Source organism: Pedobacter sp. R-06, from assembly GCF_049913135.1.
Lineage (GTDB): Bacteria > Bacteroidota > Bacteroidia > Sphingobacteriales > Sphingobacteriaceae > Pedobacter.
In genome coordinates, this window is sequence record NZ_CP183977.1 from 5,649,755 (window position 1) to 5,671,956 (window position 22,202).

A 22,202-nucleotide genomic window follows, 5' to 3' on the forward strand; every position below is an offset into this window, starting at 1 on the left:
ATTCCATAGGAGTTTCAGCCCTGCTTTCCCTGTCCCGACATAAAGTCGGGATCGTCCAATCAGATTTATTTAACAGCAGTTGGTGAAACCGACTCACCAATAGATACTAAAACTTGATCTTTTTTAAATAATCTGTATATTAGAATCAATATTCATCCCGAATAATTTACATCCAAATTTATTTTAATTAAAGTCAATGCTTGTAAAAACATACGGGAGTGCTGTTTATGGCGTAAATGCACTAACCATAACAATCGAAGTGAATATTAGTGCGGGTACAAAATACTATATGGTAGGCCTGCCAGATAATGCGGTAAAAGAAAGTCTTCAACGTGTGGCCAGCGCCATTAATATTTCGGGATTCCGTATGCCGAAGCAGAAAATTGTAGTCAATTTGGCGCCTGCAGATATCAAAAAAGAAGGTTCATCCTACGATCTCCCAATAGCCATAGGCATTTTAGCAGCATCTGGACAGATCCCAAGTGATGAACTGGACGACTATTTCATAATGGGCGAACTCTCTTTAGACGGAACCATTCAACCCATTAAAGGCGCCTTACCAATCGCGATCCAAGCACAGCTAGATGGTTTTAAAGGTTTCATCTTACCGAAACAAAATGTTCGCGAGGCTGGCATTGTAAACGATTTGATTGCATATGGCGTAGAAAACCTGGCTCAGGTAATTGCTTTCTTTAATAAGAGTGAAACACTGGAACAGGTTAAAATCAAAACGAAAGAAGAATTCTTAAAAAACATCAATAATTACGAGCACGATTTTGCTGATGTTAAAGGCCAGGAAAATATTAAACGAGCATTGGAAATTGCCGCAGCCGGTGGTCACAATGTTATTTTAATCGGTCCGCCAGGGGCAGGCAAAACCATGTTAGCCAAGCGCCTGCCAACTATCTTACCACCATTAAATTTAAACGAAGCTTTAGAAACTACAAAAATCCACTCTGTTGCCGGAAAACTTTCTGCTGCCGATGCTTTAATGACGATCCGTCCGTACCGCTCCCCACACCATACCATTAGCGATGTTGCTTTAGTGGGCGGGGGAATGAACCCACAGCCTGGAGAAATATCGCTGGCACATAACGGCGTTTTGTTTTTAGATGAGCTACCTGAGTTTAAACGCACTGTTTTAGAGGTAATGCGCCAACCTTTAGAAGACCGTAAAGTGGCCATAGCAAGGGCAAGGTTTTCGGTAGAATATCCGGCCAGCTTTATGCTGGTGGCCTCAATGAATCCCTGCCCATGTGGTTTTTACAACCATCCAGAGAAAGATTGTGTTTGCGCACCAGGCGTAGTTCAAAAGTACCTGAGTAAAATATCCGGACCGCTTCTGGACAGGATTGATCTTCACGTAGAAGTAACGCCGGTTAATTTTACAGAACTAGCCTCCACAGTTGATACAGAGAGAAGCAACCTCATTAGGGAACGTGTAATTAAAGCCCGGGAAATTCAGGACAAACGTTTTCTTGATAAAGAAGAACTGCACTGCAACGCCCAAATGAGCCCGAAAATGGTGCGTAAAGTATGCCAGATCAGCGAAGCAGGTACTAATTTATTAAAAACAGCTATGGAAAGGTTAGGCTTATCAGCCCGTGCTTACGATAGGATTTTAAAAGTGGCCCGAACCATTGCCGATTTAGCCGGAAGTGAAAATGTAGAACTCGAGCATTTGGCCGAATCGATTAATTATCGGAGTTTGGATAGAGATGGCTGGGCAGGATAAAAAGATTTGAAAAAATCAATTTTTAAATACATGTGATAATCCGTTTTGCCTTTAACTATCTTTAAGAGATAAATGTTTATTACCGTTTAATCCATGAAGACTAAAAAAATCATAAAATTGCTAATCTATGCCTCCTTATTGGGCATTATTGCAGTATTGGGCATAAATTTATTTGTAAAATCTCAAACTGATCCGGTAATTTTTTCAAAAGAAAAAGACACACCAGGTACCAAAGTGGCCATTATTTTTGGAGCAGGCATTAACAATAATAAACCTAGCAAATACTTAAAAGATAGGCTTGATGCTGGCATCGAACTTTATAAAAACAATAAAATTGATAAAATTCTGTTGTCTGGCGATAATGGTAGCGATGAGCATGACGAGTTAACGGTGATGAAACTTTACTGTTATCAGCATGGTGTTGATACCAATAAGATCTATCTTGATTATGCCGGCTTTGATAGCTACTCTACCTTATATAGATCTAAATACATCTTTAATATTGATACAGCCATTCTGGTTTCACAAAAATATCATTTAAACCGGTGTATTAATATCGGCAATAAACTGGGTGTTAAGTCATATGGCTTTGCTGCCGATAAGGGAACGTATCAGGGTTACAAATATGCCTCTTTTAGAGAATATTTTGCCGTTGTAAAATCTACAATCGACTTAATGATTGGTAGAAAACCTCATTTTTTGGGCGAAAAAATTAATATTAATGGTCCATCAAACTATACCAAAGAGTAACATGAAATCCTCCATATTCTTATTGGTTTTATCTCTTTTGCCTGCATCCCCGTTCAAAAAAAAGATGGCCATCCCGAGGTACCTTACTTAAGTGAATCGCTAAAAGACAGCAGTAAATTCAAAAAGGTTGAAATGTTAGATTTTATCAATGTCTAAATTGAACAAGTTCTTTTAAACTGAACAGTTTTACCATGCTAAAACTTTAACGCTAACTCCAGGATGCCCATTTAAAAAATTTTCATTATCTGCTTTTTCAAAAATCAATCAAAACACTGTATTACAACATTTTAAATTTAAAAATAATTTCATTTCACTAGATTTTAAAGGCTTATTCAGCCAATGGCCGCAACGCTTTGGCACAGTCGTTGTCATAACGCTGTTACATTTATTACCTATTTAAAATAAAAAAAGTGAAAGAGATGAAAAAGACAGTTCAAATTTTCAGCATGCTTTTAATAGCATTAACCGTAATGGTATCGTGTAAAAAAGATACCGATCCCGCAGATCGCGATTTCTTTGTAGGCACATACAAAGGTTCAGTTTCATACCGCAGTGGAGAGACTACTATTACCAGTAGCGATGGAAAAGTAACCGTAAGTAAAGTTGGTGAAACGTATAATTTTTACTTTGGTAACAACATTCCTGATATTACAGGTGTAAAGTTTGAAAAATCAGGCGATAACAGTTATGTAAGTATTGGATCGGGTTTAACCGGTATCAGTATTGATGCCAGCAAGCTAACCATCAGGGTAGTGAGAGACAGCCAACTCTGGACGGCAGATTGTACCAGATAATAACGAATAATTTAAAATAAGGCCCGGTTAATAATCGGGCCTTATTTTTTGCACCTCACTTCATTCCAAAATCAAAAAAAATGGAGTTTCATGCTTAATTTAGTTAAATTTATGGCATGAGTCTGGAACTAAAAAAACACCTCGAAGAAATCATTCCGCTTACCGATCAAGAGTTTGAACTTATAATTGCCCATTTCAGGCTTAAAAAGCTCAAAAAACACCAATATTTGATCCAGGAAGATGAACCTGTAAAAAACATCTATTTTGTAATTAAAGGACTTTTAAAAGCCACTTTCACCGATGCCAATGGCAAGGAATACATTATACAGTTTGCCATGGAAAACTGGTGGATCTCTGATTTCAGAGCTTTTTACAGCAATGTAAACTCAATTACTAATATCAGCTGCTTAGAAGATGTAGAATTATTGTCCATTACCAAGGAGAACTTAGACAAAGTATGTGCTGAACACCATAAAATGGAGCATTTTTTCAGAGTGAAAAATAGCTTTGGTTATATTGCCTTACAACAACGGATTTTATCGCTGCTTAGCACAAGTCCTCGAGAACGCTTTGAGCAATTATCACAACAATATCCACAACTTACACAAAGGGTTTCTAAAACTATTATTGCAGCATACTTAGGCATTTCAAGGGAAACGTTAAGCAGGCTTTCCGCAAAAGTGTGATTTAGCGCACACCAAATATGTGACGCTAATCCTTTGCCATTGAGAAATAGCACCATAATTTTGTTTTATAAATACATAAAAGATATGAACAAGAAAGTTTTATTCGTGCTTACAAGCCACGACGAATTGGGAAATACAGGTTTAAAAACAGGTTTTTGGTCAGAAGAGCTAGCTGCTCCCTATTATGCCTTAAGCGATAAGGGCATAGAAATTACATTGGCATCGCCAAAAGGTGGCCAACCACCCATTGACCCTAAAAGCGAAGATCCCACATTTCAAACCGATACTACGCGGAGAATGGATAAGGATACTGTTCTATTGGATAAATTAAAAAACACCATTAAATTGGAAGATGTAAAAATGAGTGATTACGATGCGGTTTTTTATCCTGGTGGCCACGGACCACTTTGGGATTTAGCAGAAAGCACAACCTCGCAACAACTCATAACCGAATTTTATACCGCCAATAAGCCGGTTGCTTTCGTTTGTCATGCGCCAGGGGTACTTAAAGATGTAAAAGTGAATGGCGAATACCTGGTGAAAGACAAAAATGTAACCGGATTTACCAATACTGAAGAAGAGGCCGTACAATTAACAAAAGTAGTGCCTTTCCTGGTTGAGGATATGTTGGTAAAAAACGGCGGGCATTACAGCAAAATCGCTGATTGGAATCCCTATGCTGTGGTTGACGGCTTGTTGATAACCGGACAAAATCCAGCCTCATCTGAAAAAGTAGCTGAAGAGTTGCTGAAACTGATTTAATTATTTTTTATACAGGTTGATATTCTCAACCTGTATAAATATTACAGGCAAGCTATAATTCTTCGTCCTCATCATCTTCTTCAGGCACATACTTTTCAATGGCCTGCCCAATTGCATTCACTTCTTCGTCTTCCTCAAAAATGGGAAGTTCGGTTTTATAGTCCATTTTTAACCAGATAGATGAAGTATCTTTTTGAATCTGAATGTATTCTTTTCCATCTTTAAAAATGGTATAAGAATCATTTCCTTCAGGAAAAACTGAATAATTAATTGGCCCTATTTCTATATCAAAAGGTTCTTGCATGGCGGATATTTTTCTTCAAAGATAAAAAATCTTTCGTTGCATAATTGCTGCAACCTGAGCTTCCTGATAAAAATCGACATCGGTAATTGAGCGCCTTTTAATATTCCATAATTAAAAAATTACTTCTTATTGTTTAAAAATCCCTTCAATTATATTACTTTACGGCTAAAGATTTTACGCGATAGACAAGAAGATGAAGTTAACGTTTTGGGGAGCAGCACAACAGGTAACAGGGAGTATGCACCTACTCGAAATTGGGCATTATAAAATACTGATAGATTGTGGATTAGATTATGAGAAGGAAACCTACCAGGAAGAAAACCAGCAATTCCCTTTCGACCCGGCAAGTATAAACCTCGTTATTTTAACCCATGCACATATCGATCACTCTGGCAATTTACCTACGCTGGTTCGCCTGGGTTTTGATGGCCAGGTACTTTGTACGCCACCAACTGCCGATCTGACTTCGATATTATTATTCGATTCAGTAGAGCTTTTTTTAAGAAAAGCCAGTCGCAAACCAAGAACAAAACGCGGTAACTTCAGCGGTCCAAAACCACTATATCTGCACAAACATGTAATGGATACGATCGATCGTTTTGTAACCATTGCCTTTAACAAGCCTTTCAAGATCAACGGAGATATTAGCCTAACCTTTGTACCAGTTGGTCATTTGCTTGGCGCCGCTGCAGCTATTTTAACCATAAATGATAACGGCACAGAGAAGAAAATTGCTTTTACAGGCGATATTGGCAGAGAAAATTATCCGGTATTGGTTAACCCTGAGCCGCTGCCAGAAGTTGACTATCTGGTAAGCGAAGCAACCTATGGCGGGAGGATGCACACCAAAGATCAAACCTTAGAGGAAAGATTGGTTCAGGAAATTACCGAAGCCTGTATTAAAAGCCCTGGACGATTGATTATTCCTGCATTTAGTATTGGCCGTACACAATCGTTGGTATTTGCCCTAAACCAGATCTTCACCAAAAAACTGTTGCCACCTATTCAGATTTTTGTAGATAGCCCTATGGCCATCCAGGCTACCGAGGTTTACCGCAAACACCATAACCTGGTAAACCAGGAAGCGAAAGATTTTTACCAAACCATGGGCGATGAGTTTGAATTTGAGCACCTGGCCTACGTTCAAACCATGAAAGAAAGTAAAGATGTTTCCAATTATTTCGATCCTTGTATCATCATCTCTTCTGCAGGAATGTTAGAAGGCGGGCGGATTCAGGATCACTTGTATTATAACATTCAGAACTATTATTGCACCATTCTTTTTATTGGTTATTGTGCCAAAGGAACGCTTGGTTACAAACTATTAAGCGGAGCACCGATAGTTCGGATTAAAGACCGGGAAATGATGGTTTATGCCACTATACACCAAACCGATCTGCTCAGTGGCCACGGCGATCATAACGATTTAGTGAAAACAATTAAACAGACAGGGCAGCCCAAAAAAGTTTTCTTAGTTCATGGTGAAGATAAAAGCCTGCAGAGCCTGTCAACAGCGTTACAGGAAGAGGGCTTTAATGTAGAAGTACCCGAAAGAGGGGAAGTGTTTGAGTTATAGGTTTGGCCGTTGATGGTCCATGTTTTTTTAGTCAATAGCCCAGGGGCTTATAAGCCATCAGCCATGATCTATTAAACCATTAACCAAACATTTTCCATCAAACATTACCCCCTCACTTGCCCGTCACCCCGTACCACCCACTTATAACTGGTTAATTCTTCCAAACCCATTGGACCGCGGGCGTGGAGTTTTTGCGTGCTAATGCCAATTTCGGCACCCAGACCAAACTGTGCACCATCAGTAAATCCGGTAGAAGCATTAGCATAAACCGCAGCAGCATCTACTTCGTTTAAAAATTGGGCAATATTCACAGCATCTTCAGAAATAATGGCCTCACTATGTTTAGAGCTATAATCGGCAATGTGGTTCAAAGCTTCAGTTAAATCAGCCACTACTTTAACCGCTAGTTTTAAAGATAAAAACTCCGTACCAAAGTGCTCTGGTGTAGCCAGGTTTAATAATTGTTCAGGATAAGAAACTTTTAATAATTCAAAACTTTTTTCATCGGCATACAATTCAACATTTCCATCAGCCAAAGGAGATAAAAGCGCAGGCAGATCATTAAGCCGATTTTGGTTAATTAGCACACAATCCAGAGAATTACAAACACTTACCCTTCTGGTTTTCGCATTAAAAATAATCGCTTTGCCTTTATCCAAATCACCAGTCTCGTCAAAATAAGTATGTACAATCCCGGCACCTGTTTCAATAACAGGAATTTTACTGTTTTCGCGGATGTAGTTGATTAACGATTGACTTCCCCTCGGAATTAAAACATCAACAAAACCTCTTGCATTTAGCAAAGCTTCGGTTGCTGCTCTTTCCGCTGGCAGAAGTGTTAAAACGTCAGGACTAATTCCGTACGTATCCAGTACGCCATGTATTACGCTTGCAATGGCCAGGTTCGAAAACTCAGCGTCACTGCCTCCTTTTAGCACAGCTATATTTCCGGTTTTAAAGCAAAGTGAAAAAACATCGGCCGTAACGTTAGGGCGGGCTTCGTAAATTACGCCAACCACTCCCAATGGCACGCTAATTTTTTGGATATGTAGATTGTTCTCCAGCGTTTTATCTGAAAGGATTTTGCCTAATGGACTACTTAAACCCGCAACATTTTTAAGATCGTTCGCAATATCTTCAATGCGTGCAGCACTAAGCTTCAACCTGTCGTATTTGGGGTCTTCGATAGGCATTTTAGCTAAATCTTTTATGTTTTCAGCAAGAATTAATTCAGTATTGGCCACTAAAGCCGCAGCCAGATCTGTTAGAACTGCATCTGTTGTTTCTTTACCAAGGCCAACCAGGGTACGACTTGCTCGTTTTGCTTTTTCGAAGTATTGTTTGTAATCCATGTTGTTAATTATTAACCGCAAAGAGCGCTAAGTTTTTTGCAGAGAACGCTAAGTCTATTGCATATTTACAACTTTTTTGCCCTACCTCTGCGTGCCTTCGCGCATCTCTTTGCGTCCCTTGCGGTAAAACCCTTTAAATAGCCGAGTAAAAATAATCGTAATGTACCAGCGCTTTCTGTTTCTTCTGTCCGATGCGTTCTCTGGCTTTATCTGATCCGTATTCCGCTATTCCCAATCCTATAAGGTTATTTTTTTCGTCAATAATTTTAATAATATCGCCTTTTAAAAAGTCCGTTTGTATTTCGATGATCCCTACCGGCAATAAACTGGTGGCCTTACCAGAGGTTAATACCGTTTTTGCTCCGTCATTTAATTTCACAACGCCTGTTGCGGCAGTTTCTGAATGCGCAATCCATTTTTTCTTGCCAGATTTACTTTTTTCGGGCACAAAGCGCGTATGTACCAATTCGTTATTTAATAAAGAAGTGAGCACATTCTCTTTCGTTCCATTGGCAATATGAACAGTGATGCCCAGTTTTGCCACTTTTTGTGCCATGGTCGATTTAGTAATCATACCACCACGACCGAATTGAGATTTACCAGTTTGTATAAAAGAGGCCAGGTTAACAACCGAACCATTAATTTCTTCAATAACAGCCGATCCTTCAATTTTCGGGTCGCCGTTGTAAATGCCGTTTACATTCGATAGGATAATCAAAGCGTCGGCATTTAACATCGAAGCAATTAATCCAGCCAATTCATCATTATCGGTAAACATCAGTTCAGTAACCGAAACCACATCGTTTTCATTCACCACAGGGATTACCTCATTCTGAAGCAAAATCTGTAAGCAGTTTTTCATGTTTAAATAATGTGCCCGGTCGCGGAAATCTTCTTTGGTAACCAAAACCTGTGCACACTGAATTTCATGTGCTGCAAAAAAATTAGCGTAGGTATTAATCAGTTTAACCTGACCAATAGCTGCCAATAGTTGTCGGGTAGTTACCGCATCTTGTTTTTCAGATACCTTGATCAAACTTCTGCCCGACGCCACCGCACCCGAAGAAACCAAAATAACCTCAATACCAAGTTTTTTTATATCGGCCAATTGATTCACAAGATGTTTAATCCTTGCTTCATCAGGCAAACCATTCGCCTGTGTAATTACATTCGAACCAACTTTAACAACTATTTTTTTGTACCCTAATTTCATTATTATTTCAAGCAATTTGATGCGGCAATTTACCATCAATTTTCCTAATTCAGATGATTATCTATAGGCATAATGGATTTTTACAAAAATGGCAATTAGTTTGGTGTTGAGCGTTTGGCGGTTGGGGTCTATTAACCAATTTAAACAACTAACCTATTAACCACCATACTACTATTAAACCAATGACCATTGAACTAATGAACTATTTATTTAAATTGCATTCAACCTAAATTTCAAACCACTATGAAACGTATCTTACCTGGCCTAATCGTACTTAGTGCAATTACGGCTTGCAACAACCCTCAAAAAAAAGAAATGAAAGCAATTAAATGGCCCGACGCTAAGGCCCCTATAGCAGAAATAATTCCGCACAAAAGAATAATACATGGCGATACCGTGGTAGATAACTACTATTGGATGATTGATTATTTTAAAAAAGGTCCTGACAGCACAAAAGTTGTCGACTATTTAAAAACCGAAAACGCCTATCTCAACACGATGATGAAAAGTACAGATCAATTTCAGGCCGATCTGTTTAAAGAAATGAAAGGTAGGATTAAAGAAAAAGACGAATCTGTTCCTGTTTTCAAAAATGGGTACTTCTATTATACCAGAACTGAAGATGGGCAACAATATTTTAAGTATTGCCGTAAAAAAGGGAGCTTATCAGCTACGGAAGAAATACTCTTGGATGTGGATAAGCTGGCAAAGGGCCATGCCTATTATAGCGCAACCGGATTTAGTGTTAGTCCCGACAATAAACTTTTAGCCTTTGGGGTAGATCAGGTTTCGCGCCGCCAATATACTATCAATGTTAAAAATTTAGAAACCGGCGAAATGTTAAAGGATGCCATTAACAATACCGAAGGTGGCGTAGCATGGGCAAATGACAATAAAACACTTTTTTATACATCAAAAAATCCGGTTACATTATTAAGCGAAAAAATCAAAAAACACACACTTGGTACCGATGCTAAAACAGATCCCATAGTTTATGATGAAAAAGACAACAGTAATTATATCGGTGTGATGAAATCGAAAAATGGCCGTTTTATTTTCATTGCGTCGCAGGGAACATTAACTACCGAATATAGGATGATTGATGCCGATCATCCAGAGGCAGCGTTTAAAGTATTTTCACCCCGCTCAAAAGATGTTTTATACGATATTTTAACCGTAGATGATAAGTTTTACATCATAACCAACTGGAATGCCAAAAATTTCCGTTTGATGCAATGCCCGCTGGATAAAACAGAAAAAGAAAACTGGAAAGAGGTTATTCCTAACCGAAAAGATGTTTTGCTCGAATATGGAGAGGAATTTAAAGATCATTTGGTATTATCGGAACGTAAAAACGGCTTGACGGAATTGCGTGTACTCAAGAAAGATGGTAGCGATTATTATATTAAGTTCGATGAACCTGTTTACGCTGCTGGCGTTGGCGCGAACCCCGAGTATAACAGTAAAACATTACGTTATTCCTATACTTCTCTAACTACGCCAAATTCGGTTTACGATTACGATCTGGAGAAAAAGGATAAAAAGCTAATGAAACAGCAGGAAGTTGTTGGCGGCTACGATCCAAAAGATTATGTAACTGAACGTATTTTCGCTACGGCAAAAGATGGCACTAAAATTCCTATTGCTTTAGTTTATAAAAAAGGCTTCAAAAAGAATAGCAAAGCTCCATTACTACTTTATGCGTATGGATCTTATGGATCGAGCACGGATGCAAATTTCTCTTCACCCAGGCTGAGTTTGTTAAACCGTGGCTTTGTTTTCGCTATAGCCAATATTCGTGGCGGACAAGAAATGGGACGTCAATGGTATGAAGATGGTAAACTGATGAAAAAGAAAAACACTTTTACCGATTTTATTTCGGCAGGGGAGTACCTTGTTGATCAGAAATATACTTCAAAAGGCCATTTGTATGCGCATGGTGGTAGTGCAGGTGGTTTATTAATGGGCGCTGTAGCCAATATGGCGCCTGATTTATGGAACGGTATTATTGCCGATGTTCCTTTTGTAGATGTAGTTAATACCATGCTGGATGAAAGCATTCCGCTAACGACCAATGAATTTGACGAATGGGGCAATCCGAAACAAAAAGCAGCTTACGATTATATGAAAAGCTATTCTCCCTATGAAAATGTAGAGAAAAAAGCTTATCCGAATATGCTGGTTACTACAGGCTTACACGATAGCCAGGTGCAATATTTCGAACCTGCCAAATGGGTAGCTAAATTAAGGGCAACCAAAACTGATAAGAATGTTTTATTGCTCAAAACCAATATGGAATTTGGCCATGGCGGTGCATCTGGCCGGTTCGATTATTTAAAAGATGTTTCGTTGCGCTGGGCATTTTTATTCTCGCTGGAGGGAATAACTAAATAATTTTCCATAAATCCGTCATTGCGAGAAGGCTTTTTCAGCCGACAGCCTGTCCCGATCTCGGGAAAGCAATCTTAAAACGATCGCTACTTGCATGCGCATTAAGATTGCTTCGTACCTTGCAATGACGATACTTTTATTTAAATCAACCTAAAATAACATTATAAACCAACAATGAACACCAAACTAAAAACACTTCAAATTATCCACCTTGCTTTATGTTCAGGGGTTTTCCTCTTTGCATTAGTAACCATCTTTCTCAACCGCGAAATGATGTTTTTTGATGCCAACCCTAAAACCACTTCGCCTTTTAACCCAATATTTCCGATTATGGGATTGATCACCATCTCGGCGAGTATCTTTTTTTACAGAAACTTAATGGCAAAAATCGACAAAAATGCTCCTGCCGATACAAAGATTAATATGTATCAAAGTGCGTTTATCATTAGCTCGGCAATGTTAGAAGGGGGTGCTCTTTTCAATATTGTTGGTTTTTTTATGACACATAATTCATTCTTTTTGATATTCGGTGCAGCTAATTTTATTTTTTTGATACTCAAAAGGCCAACTAAGGATAAATTGATTTCCGCTTTACAATTGCAATACCCAGATACCGAGTCATTGTAAGCAATTAGCCTTATCTTTGCCTCCCAATGGAATACAATGTTCACACTTTGCCAAACGGCATACGCTTATTGCATGTGCCCTCGGCCTCTGCCATATCTCACGCATGCATCATCGTCAACACAGGATCGCGCGACGAGCCTGAAAACAAAGCGGGTTTAGCACACTTTATTGAGCATCTGATTTTTAAGCGCACCGAAAAACGGAGCACCAACCAGATTTTAAACCGCCTGGAGAGTGTGGGTGCAGATTTAAATGCCTATACCACAAAAGAATACACCTGTGTACACGCTTCTTTTTTAAATCCATACCTTGATAGAACATTAGATCTTTTCAATGATATTATATTCCACTCTACCTTCCCTGAAGAAGAGATGGATAAAGAGAAAAGCGTGATCCTGGATGAAATTTCTTCTTACCTCGATCAACCGGAAGAAGCTATTAATGATGACTTTGAGGATATGCTTTTCGCTGGCCACGCACTCGGCAACAATATTCTCGGCACAGCCGAATCTGTTCAGCATTTTACCCGCGAGGATGTAATCAATTTCAGGAAGGCCAATTACCGCACAAACGAAATTGTGGTGGCCGTTTTAGGGAATTACACCTTAAAAAGTGTTGTAAATAAAGGGAGCAAACATTTTGCTGCTGTTGAAGAGAACAATCCAGCTAAAGTCAGAATTAAACCAGGTATAACCGCACCAAGCAATACTACAATTTATAAACCGATCATGCAGGCGCATTGCATTTTAGGCAGGCAGGCATATTCTACGCACCAATCGGAAAAAGTGCCTTTGATGTTATTGAACAACTACTTCGGTGGCAACGGAATGAGTTCGGTTTTGAACCTGCAGATAAGAGAGAAATACGGAATTGCCTATACCATCGAGTCCAACTTTTCGCCCTTAAGCGATACAGGTATTTTTTCCATTTATTTCGGAACAGATAAAGAAAAGCAGGCCAAAGCACTATCTTTAATCTTTAAGGAGATCAAAAAACTCCGAGAACACCCTTTAAATGAATTGCAGTTACAAAAAGCCAAAAACAAATTTATCGGACAGATTGCACTGGGGGAAGAAAACAGAATCGGTTTAATCATTTCGATGGCCAAAAGCCTGATCGATCACAACAAAATAGATTCTTTGGAAACTGTTTTTGAGAAAATAAATGTCGTTACCACCAAGCAAATGGCAGAAGTTACCGATGAGATTTTAAATATCGAGCAACTGAATATCTTTACTTTCTGCCCAATAGAGGAATAATTCTTATTTTTGTAAGTCAAAACCACTCGTTTTGTCATCCTGAGCTTGTCGAAGGACTTAACTATAGGTCTTCGACAAGCTCAGACTGACAGCGATTTGTAATAATTAATAAGCTCAGATCTAGATCTGAAAAAATATAATACAATGAAATTACCAATAGTAGCTTACGGCGATCCTGTTTTAAAAAAGGTAGGAACCGATATTGATAAAGATTATCCAGGATTAGAACAATTAATCAGCGACATGTTCGATACCATGTATTATGCAAATGGTGTGGGCTTAGCTGCTCCTCAAATTGGCTTACCTATCCGTTTGTTTATTGTTGATACCGGTGAAGATGAAGATGGCAAACCAGGCTATAAAAAAGTATTTATCAATGCAGAGATTTTGGAAGAAACGGGAGAGCCCTGGAGTTTTAACGAAGGCTGCTTAAGTATTCCTGATATCCGCGAAAACATTATGCGTAAGCCGAATATCAAAATTACTTATTTTGATGAAAATTGGGTTGAACACACCGAGGATGTAGACGGAATGCCTGCGCGCGTAATCCAACACGAATACGATCATATCGAAGGAAAACTATTTACCGATAAAGTGAGTGTGCTCCGTAAAACCATGCTTAAAAGCAAATTGGATGCAATTTCGAAAGGAAATATCAAAACAGATTACAAAATGAAATTCCCTAATAAAAGTAAGAAAAGATAAGTTTTGATGTAAGATATCAGAGGGAAAATGGAAACGTTTTCCCTTTTTTGCTTTAAAGCCCATCACCATTAATTGCTCTCTGGCGTCATCCTGAATTTATTTCAGGATCTTTATAGCATAGTCCTGAAACAAGTTCTGGATGACGGCTAACTAAAATAAAATTAAGATAATGATTAAATAGTGCTTGGTCTTCTGCACTCAAAGACTAAAGACTCCAGACTCCCAACTAATTCGTCCTACTCTTATCGCCATCAAAAATCTGCTGCATTAGCTTGCCCCATGCGAAAGGATTAAGCAGGGGATTAGTTTGCACCATGTTCTTATTGACCATCCTATCAAAATTATACCGGTAATTCTGACTCCCGATTTCCTGTCCATCACGAGGTAGAGTTTGGATTAAACCATCAATGGAAGAGCGTGAAAGGTTCTTTTTGGCAATGGCCATATCATCATCCGCCAGTTTCATTGATAAAAACTCACGGGTAAACTCTTCTGTTGTTGCCCAAGGGAAAACACGCACCGATGGTAAATCGATCACATTGGCTTTCAGTTTAACCATGATGGTGTACTTGCTATCTGGCGTGCTTTCAGGAATTACTGTAGAAAATTTCTTGTAACCAATGGCGGTGAACAAGATAGTGTCGCCAGGATTTACAATGAAGGTAAAATACCCTCTATAATCAGCACCAACCCTTTTACTCTTCGCAGAAAGATTGGTGATGGTAACATAAGGAATCACGTTTGAGCTATCGATATCGGTAATAATCCCAGAAAATTGGATGAGTTTATCCTGTGCCGGCTTTTGTTGCGCAAAAGCGGTTACAGAAAAAATAAGGCAAATTAGGGCAACACAATATCTCATTAAGACAAAAGTAATTTTATTAATAAAACTTCCTTGTTAAATAGTGTTAAAGCTTAATCTTGCTCGGCCATGTTAACGGCAACTACCGAAGTGATCTGAGGAACGGCTTTCATAATGGCCTGTTCGATACCAGATTTCATAGTCATGAAACTCATCGGGCAAGAACCGCAGTTACCTAAAAGCTTAAGCTTTACCGTTCCTTCAGATGTAATTTCTTCAACAGAAACATCACCTCCATCAGCCTTTAAATATGGCCTGATAGTTTCCAATGCCTGTTCTACTTGTTCTGTTAAATTCATTATATATATTTTAATTTATAAAAATAGTAATTTTTTAGCAATTCACCATTTGCGCATTGTTGATGGATATTTGTTGGGCAATTTTACTTGCAATATCTCCAAATATAACATCAAGCAAAGGATTTTGGTTTAATGCCACCGGTTTCCCTTTATCTCCAGCTTCCGAAATACTCTGGATAATTGGAATTTCGCCTAAAAACGGCACATCAAAACGTGCTGCAAGTTCGGTACCGCCACCTTTTCCGAAAATATAATATTTATTGTCAGGTAATTCTGCTGGTGTAAAATACGACATGTTTTCTATAACACCTAAAATCGGGATATTAATTCCCGGCATTCTGAACATCGCTAAACCTTTATGTGTATCAGCCAGGGCAACCTGTTGAGGTGTAGTAACTACAACCGCGCCCGAAATTGGGAAACTCTGTGTAATGGTGATGTGGATATCGCCCGTTCCCGGTGGAAGATCTACGATCAGATAATCCAGTTCTCCCCAATTGGTATCGTTAAACAATTGTTTTACTGCGTTTGAAGCCATTGGTCCGCGCCATGGCACTGGTTGGCCAGGATCAGCAAAAAAGCCTAACGATAATAACTTGATCCCGTATTTCTCAATCGGTAAAATTTTGGTTTTACCATCGGCGGTTTCTTCAGCACCCGGCTTGGCATCAACCAGATCGAACATGGTGGGTACTGACGGCCCATAAATATCGGCATCGATAAGGCCAACTTTGGCACCATCTTTAGCCAATACAACTGCCAGATTACTCGCTACAGTAGATTTACCAACTCCTCCTTTTCCGGATGAAACCAAAATGATGTTTTTGATGTTATCTAACGATGATGAATTGTTTGGCTGGGTAACCCTCGAAGTTACATTGATTGCTACTTCTGCCGTTGGCGATACAAAATGCTTGATGGCATTTGTACATGCATTTTTTAGCATTTCCTTCATCGGACATGCAGGCGTAGTAAGCTCTAATGTAAAATTGACCTGGTTATCTGTTATCTGTAAATCTTTAATCATGTTTAAAGTAACCAGATCTTTTTTAAGATCGGGATCTTCAACATTTTTAAGCGCATCTAAAACTTGTTGCGGGCTAATCTGCATGGTATTAATTTAAATTCAAAATTAACAAAACATAGCCATAAATACTTTTATTTAGGCTTTTTAACTGTAATTTTAACACGAAATAAACATTTAATTGTTACGTTTAAGCAATTAACCATTTTAACGACTATATGCGAATACCAAAAATTAAGATCCCCAAAAAATATTTAAAAATCGGAGCCTGGGTTTTAGGTGTTTTTTTAGTTGTTTGTATTGCATTGGGTGCGGTAGCCTATAGCAAAAGGGAAGCACTTCTTAAAAAAATGGTGGCCAAAGCAATAGCCAAGGCCGATAAGGATTATGGTTTGGAGGTTAAAATCGGATCGGCCGGTTTTACAGGTCTGAGTACCGTAAAAATGACCAATATTTCTGTAGTTCCTAAAGATAGGGATACGCTTTCGAACATTGGCGAACTCAGTGTGGGGGTTAAACTTTTCCCGCTCATTTTTGGTAAAGTAAAACTCTCAGAAGTAAAACTGAACAATGGTTTTGTAAGTGTTGTACTTAAAGATTCGACCACAAACATCGATTTCATCTTAAAGCGCAAGAAAAAAGACAGCACCCAAACCAATGGAAAAGCCAACTTACCGGAAATAGCCAGTAACATCTTAAATCAGGTTTTATACAAAATCCCTGACGATATGGATGTAAAGAACATGGTGTTTAAATTAAACGATCATGATACGGCCAAATTGAGTTTTGCAACAACGGCTACAATTGATGGTGGCGATTTAAAATCAACCATTGATGTAAACAATAACGAATCTACATGGCATGTAAACGGTTATGTAAACCCAGGTAGCAAAGAATTGAGCTTTACCGCTTATGCCGATGGAAAAAAACTGGAATTACCTTACTTAAACAACAAGCTACACGCAAAAATCAGTTTTGATACCTTACAAACCGAACTTAAAAACGCAAAATACAGCGGCGACGATTATAAAATTTCTGGCTCCTGGTCGGTAAAAAACATGCTCATTAATCAGCCACGCATTGCTTCAAACGATATCATTGTACAAAGTGCAAAACTGGATGCGGATATTTTGGTGGGACCTAATTTCATTGCTTTAGACAGTACTTCAACAGCCTACCTAAAAAATGCACAGATCCATCCTTTTGTTAAATATACTTTAGGAAAGAACAAAATATATGAGTTAAAGTTAAATGCCGAAGAGCAGGATGCGCAAGGCGTTTTAGATGCTTTTCCGCAAGGCTTATTCGAATCGCTGGAAGGATTAAAAGTACAGGGCAAGGTTAAATACAACCTTAATTTTTATTTGGACACGAAAATACCAGACAGTGTGCGCTTTAGTTCTACCTTAACACCAATTGATTTCAAAATTGTACAATGGGGTAAAACCAATCTGCAAAAAATCAACAATCCATTTGTTTATACGCCTTATGAGTATGGCAAACCGATGCGCGATATTACCATAGGCCCATCAAACCCAAATTTTACACCTTTATCCTCAATATCGAAAAACTTTATTAACGCGGTTTTAACAGCAGAAGATCCTTCATTTTTTACGCACAACGGCTTTGTTGAGGAATCGATCCGTAAATCAATCGCCGTAAACTTTAAAGAAAAGAAATTTAAACGCGGAGGCAGTACCATCAGTATGCAGCTGGTTAAAAACGTTTATTTAAGCCGTCAAAAAACCTTGGCCCGTAAAGCCGAAGAGATATTAATTGTTTGGCTTATTGAGCATAATCACCTGGTAAGCAAACAACGGATGCTCGAAGTGTATTTCAACATTATGGAACTAGGCCAGAATATTTATGGAATAGGAGAGGCTTCGCGTTATTATTTCGGAAAGCAACCTGCCGATTTAACCATCGGCGATGGATTGTTCCTGGCAAGTATTGTTCCTAAACCAAAGGCATCGATGTATAAATTCATGGCCAATGGTAGTTTGAAACCGTACATGTTCAACTATTTTAGGTTTATGGGGAATATTATGGCAAGGAGAGGTTTAATAGCGAGCGATACTTCTGGTTATGGGTTCTATAATGTACGTTTAAGAGAAGGTCTGCGCCAGTATTTAGCACCTGATACGGCTGTTGTTGATACTACAGCATTTGATGATGACGGAGACGGCTTACCAGTAGTAATTGTACACGATAAAAATAAAAGTTTCTTCGAACGCCTTTTTGGTGGCGGATCTAAAAAAGATACCACAAGTAAACAGATAACCACCCCAGCCGATACCACTAAAACCAAAAAACAATTGAGGCAGGAGCGTAGGGAAGAACGAAGACGACAAAAGGAATTGGAAAAAACTCAGCAGTAATCAGTTTCCAATTGGCAGTTACAGTTGAGCCAAATGATTAAACAATTAACCAAAATTAGTTTGGGGTTTAGCGTTGGGCGTTTAGAGATGATTAGCAGATTTAAACAATTAACCATGACTAAGTTTGCAATTGGTAGTTTACAGTTCTTAGATTAACCAGTTAACCGATTTATACAATTAAACAACAATAACCTTTCAACAGCAGCATGCACAAAATAAAAGTAGAGGATAAAGAGTTCGAGATATTTTTAGAGAACGATACCTTAAACAAACGGATCCGTTTATTGGGCATCCAGATCAATGTTGATTACGAGGGCAAATGCCCGCTATTTATTGGTGTATTAAATGGTAGTTTTTTGTTTATGGCAGATCTAATCAAAGAAATAAACTTACCCTGCGAAGTTGCTTTTATGCGAGTGGCCTCATACGAAGGAACAGCAAGTTCGGGGAATGTAAAAGAATTAATCGGACTGCCCGACAATATCAACGGCAGAGATATTATCATTGTGGAAGATATTGTTGATACAGGCTTAACCTTAACGCATATTTTAAAAACGATAAAAGAAAAAAATCCTGCCTCAATTAAAGTCGCTTCTCTTTTGCTTAAACCAAGTGCGTTAAAATATGAAATTGAAGAACTAGAATACGTTGGTTTTGAAATACCTAACGAGTTTGTAGTGGGTTACGGATTAGATTATAATGGCCTTGGCAGAAACTTGACTGATATTTACAGAGCAACGGAGGCATAATTTTTAGATTGGATTAATTTATTTTTCGCACCTTTGCCCAATAATTTCTAAAACAATGACCATACATAAAGAAGGCTATACCACCATTGCCTTAAGCATATTGTTTATCTTCGTAATCAATGCAGTAGTTGATTATAAATACCACGACATAACCTGGTTGCGCTGGTTCATTTATATCTTTTCAGCTGCATTATTTATTATTGTACTACAGTTTTTCCGTAACCCAAGCCGCAGCTTCTCTTCAGGCGAAAACCTGGTAATCTGCCCTGCAGATGGCAAAGTAGTGGTAATTGAAGAAACAGAAGAGGGAGAATATTTTAAAGATAAACGTTTACAGGTTTCGATTTTTATGTCGCCAATAAATGTTCACATTAACCGTAATCCAATTTCAGGAGTGGTGAAGTTTTTCAAATATCACCCTGGAAAATACCTTGCTGCGTGGAATCCAAAATCATCAACAGAGAATGAACGTACTACAACTGTTGTGGAGCATAAAAATGGTACCCCCGTATTGTTCCGTCAAATTGCCGGTGCTTTAGCCCGCAGAATTGTATGGTACGTAAAAGAAGGAGATCAGGTAGTTCAAACGGAACAATTTGGCTTCATTAAATTCGGATCGAGGGTTGATGTATTTTTGCCTGTTGGCACAAAAGTGAACGTAGAACTTAACCAGGTTGTAAAAGGTGGAATCACTACCCTGGCGACTTTAAGTTAAGGATATAATATTTTTAAAAAAGCCGGTTTAGTTGATGCTAAATCGGCTTTTTTGTTTTTACTACATTGGATTAACGCTGTAGTCTGTGAGAGACATAGACCAAGGGATCAGCAGATTCAATCTTAAAGCACAAAAGCCGCCACATAAACCTGATAGCAACGGAAAGCCCGCATCCCGATTTTTCATCGGGAGAGGACTTGCATTGGATAGCAGGAACAAACTTTAATCATTCCTACAGACTTTGCTTTCCAAAAAAGTAATTCTTTATTAGTCCAATACGGCCAAACTTATAGCACTTTCTTAATTAAAGGGTGGTCTATGTCTCCACAGACCAAGGGATCAGACTTGGTAGATTTTTAATCAGTGGCATCATTACCTACCTCTTCATTATTGCCTGCTGGAGCTGGTCTATCGCTAATTAAGCGTTGTGTAGGGTAGGCAAAATCCGACTTATTACGGATAACGATATCCATAATTTCGAGGTTGATTTCCTGTCTGATTTTAAGAAAAACAGCATATTCCAGTACGGTTACAAAATAGTTAACCTCTACATTTAAGCCCGAATCGCCAAAGCTCTTAAAGGAAGCATTTCCATCATCACTGGTACCTTGATGATTATTGATGTAACTTTCTATCTCGGTAATAATTTTTCTAAGTGATTCCGAATTGGTTTCATAAGTAAGCCCGATAATAAAAGAGACCTTGCGCGAATTCCTCAGCGAAAGGTTTTCTAAAACACCATCAATCATACCTCTATTGGGTATAGTAGCCATCGTTTTTTCAGAAGTTCGGATCCTTGTGCTCCTAAAACCTACTTTTTCAACCGTTCCTTCCACACCATCAACCTTTACCAGGTCGCCAACGGTAAAAGGCTTATCTAAAAAAATGGTGAATGAACCGATTAAGTTCTCTAAGCTCTCTTTAGCAGCCAAAGCAATGGCGATACCACCAATACCCAATCCTGTAATCAGCGTTAATACATTAACCTCGAAAACAAAACCCAGAAGGGTGAAAAAACCGATAAAGATTACGATCGTTTTAAACAGCTCTTTTAAAAAGGGCACCAGTTGATCATCGGCCTTATTATCTGTAAGCGAAGCTTTATACAGAAGCACATGGCTAATGAAGTCGATTATCCTTAAAATAATCCAAAAAATAGACAGGATGATCCCAAACAAAAATATCCGGTCAATACAATCGCCAATTGTTACAGGTATCAACTCTTTAACCTTGCCAATTAATTTGCTGTAATGGAATACAGCCACCTCTAGCGGGTGTTTTAACTGGTTGATGGATAGATAAAGTGTGGTTAACAGAATAAAAACCTCGATGGGTTTTACCAATAAGGCAACGAAAGCATCGTTATGCGATTGATTTGAAAAGTTTCTGAAAAGCTTAAAGAGCAACCTGCTTAACAGCTTAGAAACAATGTTCTTAAAAACTAAGCCTAAAAAAAGTATCCCCCCAAAAAGGAAATAGGCTTTTACGGTATTGCCCCAAAAAACTTGGTCGAAAAAAGCAGAATCTAACATTTAACAAAGGTACAAACAAAAAAACCTCCACGAAATTAATCGTGAAGGCTATATCTTATAATAAAGAATATTATTTTCTCAAAGATTTGATACGAGCAGCTTTACCAGTTAAAGCACGTAAATAGAACAACTTCGCTCTACGAACTTTACCATAGCTATTCACTTCTACTTTCTCAATATTTGGAGAACTAAAAGGGAAAATACGCTCAACACCAACGCCGTTGCTCATTTTACGAACGGTAAAGGTTTCATTAGCACCTGCACTGTTACGTTGTATTACAACACCTTGGTAAATTTGAACACGTTCTTTATTACCTTCGCGAATTTTATAGTGTACGCTCACTGTATCGCCAGACTTGAACGCAGGAAAATCTTTTTTCGCGATGGCCTGCTCTTCAACAAATTTTACTAAATCCATGATTTTAAGCTATTAAACCAACTTTCTTTACCTTGAAAATCGGATTGCAATATTAGGGATTTTTTTTCATA

General features: G+C 38.4%; 21 protein-coding genes. 13 read left to right on the forward strand and 8 right to left on the reverse strand.

Annotation, left to right across the window (positions count from 1 at the left end):
• Nucleotides 1-196: 196 nt before the first annotated feature.
• From ACN9MR_RS22855 to ACN9MR_RS22875, 5 genes are all read left to right on the forward strand, one after another.
• A complete protein-coding gene (locus ACN9MR_RS22855; RefSeq protein WP_426326838.1) occupies nucleotides 197-1,735 on the forward strand; it encodes a YifB family Mg chelatase-like AAA ATPase in 1,539 nt (512 codons plus the stop codon).
• Nucleotides 1,736-1,828: 93 nt separating this feature from the next.
• Complete coding sequence (locus tag ACN9MR_RS22860) at nucleotides 1,829-2,485, forward strand: SanA/YdcF family protein (RefSeq protein ID WP_426326839.1); 657 nt, start codon at nucleotides 1,829-1,831, stop codon at nucleotides 2,483-2,485.
• A gap of 419 nt (nucleotides 2,486-2,904) precedes the next feature.
• Nucleotides 2,905-3,279: a hypothetical protein gene (locus tag ACN9MR_RS22865; RefSeq protein ID WP_426326840.1), complete on the forward strand. Its 375-nt coding sequence runs from the start codon at nucleotides 2,905-2,907 to the stop codon at nucleotides 3,277-3,279.
• A 116-nt stretch (nucleotides 3,280-3,395) separates the two neighbouring features.
• Nucleotides 3,396-3,965, forward strand: a complete 570-nt coding sequence (locus tag ACN9MR_RS22870) for a Crp/Fnr family transcriptional regulator (RefSeq protein ID WP_426326841.1) — start codon at nucleotides 3,396-3,398, stop codon at nucleotides 3,963-3,965.
• An 84-nt stretch (nucleotides 3,966-4,049) separates the two neighbouring features.
• Nucleotides 4,050-4,727, forward strand: coding sequence for a type 1 glutamine amidotransferase domain-containing protein (locus ACN9MR_RS22875; protein ID WP_426326842.1), 678 nt, complete (start codon nucleotides 4,050-4,052; stop codon nucleotides 4,725-4,727).
• A gap of 52 nt (nucleotides 4,728-4,779) precedes the next feature.
• Here ACN9MR_RS22875 and ACN9MR_RS22880 read toward each other — a convergent pair whose 3' ends face one another.
• A complete protein-coding gene (locus ACN9MR_RS22880; RefSeq protein ID WP_057930949.1) occupies nucleotides 4,780-5,031 on the reverse strand; it encodes a hypothetical protein in 252 nt (83 codons plus the stop codon).
• Between the two features lie 193 nt (nucleotides 5,032-5,224).
• Here ACN9MR_RS22880 and ACN9MR_RS22885 point away from each other — a divergent pair, with 193 nt between their 5' ends.
• Nucleotides 5,225-6,607 carry an MBL fold metallo-hydrolase RNA specificity domain-containing protein gene (locus ACN9MR_RS22885; protein WP_426326843.1) on the forward strand — a complete coding sequence of 461 codons (1,383 nt, stop codon included), beginning with the start codon at nucleotides 5,225-5,227 and terminating at the stop codon, nucleotides 6,605-6,607.
• Between the two features lie 104 nt (nucleotides 6,608-6,711).
• Here ACN9MR_RS22885 and ACN9MR_RS22890 read toward each other — a convergent pair whose 3' ends face one another.
• Both ACN9MR_RS22890 and proB read right to left on the reverse strand, forming a co-directional pair.
• On the reverse strand, nucleotides 6,712-7,959 hold the full coding sequence (locus ACN9MR_RS22890; protein ID WP_426326844.1) for a glutamate-5-semialdehyde dehydrogenase: 1,248 nt from the start codon (nucleotides 7,957-7,959) through the stop codon (nucleotides 6,712-6,714).
• 133 nt (nucleotides 7,960-8,092) lie between these two features.
• Nucleotides 8,093-9,172 (reverse strand): glutamate 5-kinase, encoded by a 1,080-nt coding sequence (proB, locus tag ACN9MR_RS22895; RefSeq protein WP_426326845.1) that lies wholly within the window; start codon nucleotides 9,170-9,172, stop codon nucleotides 8,093-8,095.
• A gap of 243 nt (nucleotides 9,173-9,415) precedes the next feature.
• On the opposite strand from proB, the gene ACN9MR_RS22900 reads away from it, so the two are divergent.
• The 4 genes from ACN9MR_RS22900 (at nucleotide 9,416) to def (ending at nucleotide 14,154) form a co-directional block, all read left to right on the forward strand.
• The gene (locus ACN9MR_RS22900) at nucleotides 9,416-11,566 is read left to right on the forward strand and encodes a S9 family peptidase (protein ID WP_426326846.1); all 2,151 of its coding nucleotides are present in this window, start codon (nucleotides 9,416-9,418) and stop codon (nucleotides 11,564-11,566) included.
• Between the two features lie 171 nt (nucleotides 11,567-11,737).
• Entirely contained in the window at nucleotides 11,738-12,190 is a 453-nt protein-coding gene (locus tag ACN9MR_RS22905) for a hypothetical protein (protein ID WP_426326847.1), read from the forward strand.
• Between the two features lie 26 nt (nucleotides 12,191-12,216).
• Nucleotides 12,217-13,449 (forward strand): M16 family metallopeptidase, encoded by a 1,233-nt coding sequence (locus ACN9MR_RS22910; protein ID WP_426326848.1) that lies wholly within the window; start codon nucleotides 12,217-12,219, stop codon nucleotides 13,447-13,449.
• A 144-nt stretch (nucleotides 13,450-13,593) separates the two neighbouring features.
• Nucleotides 13,594-14,154 (forward strand): peptide deformylase, encoded by a 561-nt coding sequence (def, locus tag ACN9MR_RS22915; RefSeq protein ID WP_426326849.1) that lies wholly within the window; start codon nucleotides 13,594-13,596, stop codon nucleotides 14,152-14,154.
• Nucleotides 14,155-14,380: 226 nt separating this feature from the next.
• Here def and ACN9MR_RS22920 read toward each other — a convergent pair whose 3' ends face one another.
• The 3 genes from ACN9MR_RS22920 to ACN9MR_RS22930 are packed head-to-tail and all read right to left on the reverse strand — an operon-like array spanning nucleotide 14,381 to nucleotide 16,426.
• On the reverse strand, nucleotides 14,381-15,016 hold the full coding sequence (locus ACN9MR_RS22920; protein WP_057930958.1) for a hypothetical protein: 636 nt from the start codon (nucleotides 15,014-15,016) through the stop codon (nucleotides 14,381-14,383).
• A gap of 53 nt (nucleotides 15,017-15,069) precedes the next feature.
• Nucleotides 15,070-15,315: a NifU family protein gene (locus ACN9MR_RS22925; RefSeq protein ID WP_029274884.1), complete on the reverse strand. Its 246-nt coding sequence runs from the start codon at nucleotides 15,313-15,315 to the stop codon at nucleotides 15,070-15,072.
• A 34-nt stretch (nucleotides 15,316-15,349) separates the two neighbouring features.
• Nucleotides 15,350-16,426 carry an Mrp/NBP35 family ATP-binding protein gene (locus ACN9MR_RS22930; RefSeq protein WP_426326850.1) on the reverse strand — a complete coding sequence of 359 codons (1,077 nt, stop codon included), beginning with the start codon at nucleotides 16,424-16,426 and terminating at the stop codon, nucleotides 15,350-15,352.
• A 131-nt stretch (nucleotides 16,427-16,557) separates the two neighbouring features.
• On the opposite strand from ACN9MR_RS22930, the gene ACN9MR_RS22935 reads away from it, so the two are divergent.
• From ACN9MR_RS22935 to ACN9MR_RS22945, 3 genes are all read left to right on the forward strand, one after another.
• The gene (locus ACN9MR_RS22935) at nucleotides 16,558-18,717 is read left to right on the forward strand and encodes a transglycosylase domain-containing protein (RefSeq protein ID WP_426326851.1); all 2,160 of its coding nucleotides are present in this window, start codon (nucleotides 16,558-16,560) and stop codon (nucleotides 18,715-18,717) included.
• Between the two features lie 206 nt (nucleotides 18,718-18,923).
• Nucleotides 18,924-19,466, forward strand: coding sequence for a hypoxanthine phosphoribosyltransferase (hpt, locus tag ACN9MR_RS22940; RefSeq protein WP_426326852.1), 543 nt, complete (start codon nucleotides 18,924-18,926; stop codon nucleotides 19,464-19,466).
• 55 nt (nucleotides 19,467-19,521) lie between these two features.
• Nucleotides 19,522-20,181 carry a phosphatidylserine decarboxylase family protein gene (locus ACN9MR_RS22945; RefSeq protein ID WP_108197006.1) on the forward strand — a complete coding sequence of 220 codons (660 nt, stop codon included), beginning with the start codon at nucleotides 19,522-19,524 and terminating at the stop codon, nucleotides 20,179-20,181.
• A gap of 356 nt (nucleotides 20,182-20,537) precedes the next feature.
• Here ACN9MR_RS22945 and ACN9MR_RS22950 read toward each other — a convergent pair whose 3' ends face one another.
• A complete protein-coding gene (locus ACN9MR_RS22950; protein ID WP_426326853.1) occupies nucleotides 20,538-21,713 on the reverse strand; it encodes a mechanosensitive ion channel family protein in 1,176 nt (391 codons plus the stop codon).
• 70 nt (nucleotides 21,714-21,783) lie between these two features.
• Complete coding sequence (gene rplS / locus ACN9MR_RS22955; RefSeq protein WP_057930964.1) at nucleotides 21,784-22,131, reverse strand: 50S ribosomal protein L19; 348 nt, start codon at nucleotides 22,129-22,131, stop codon at nucleotides 21,784-21,786.
• Between the last annotated feature and the right edge of the window lie 71 nt (nucleotides 22,132-22,202).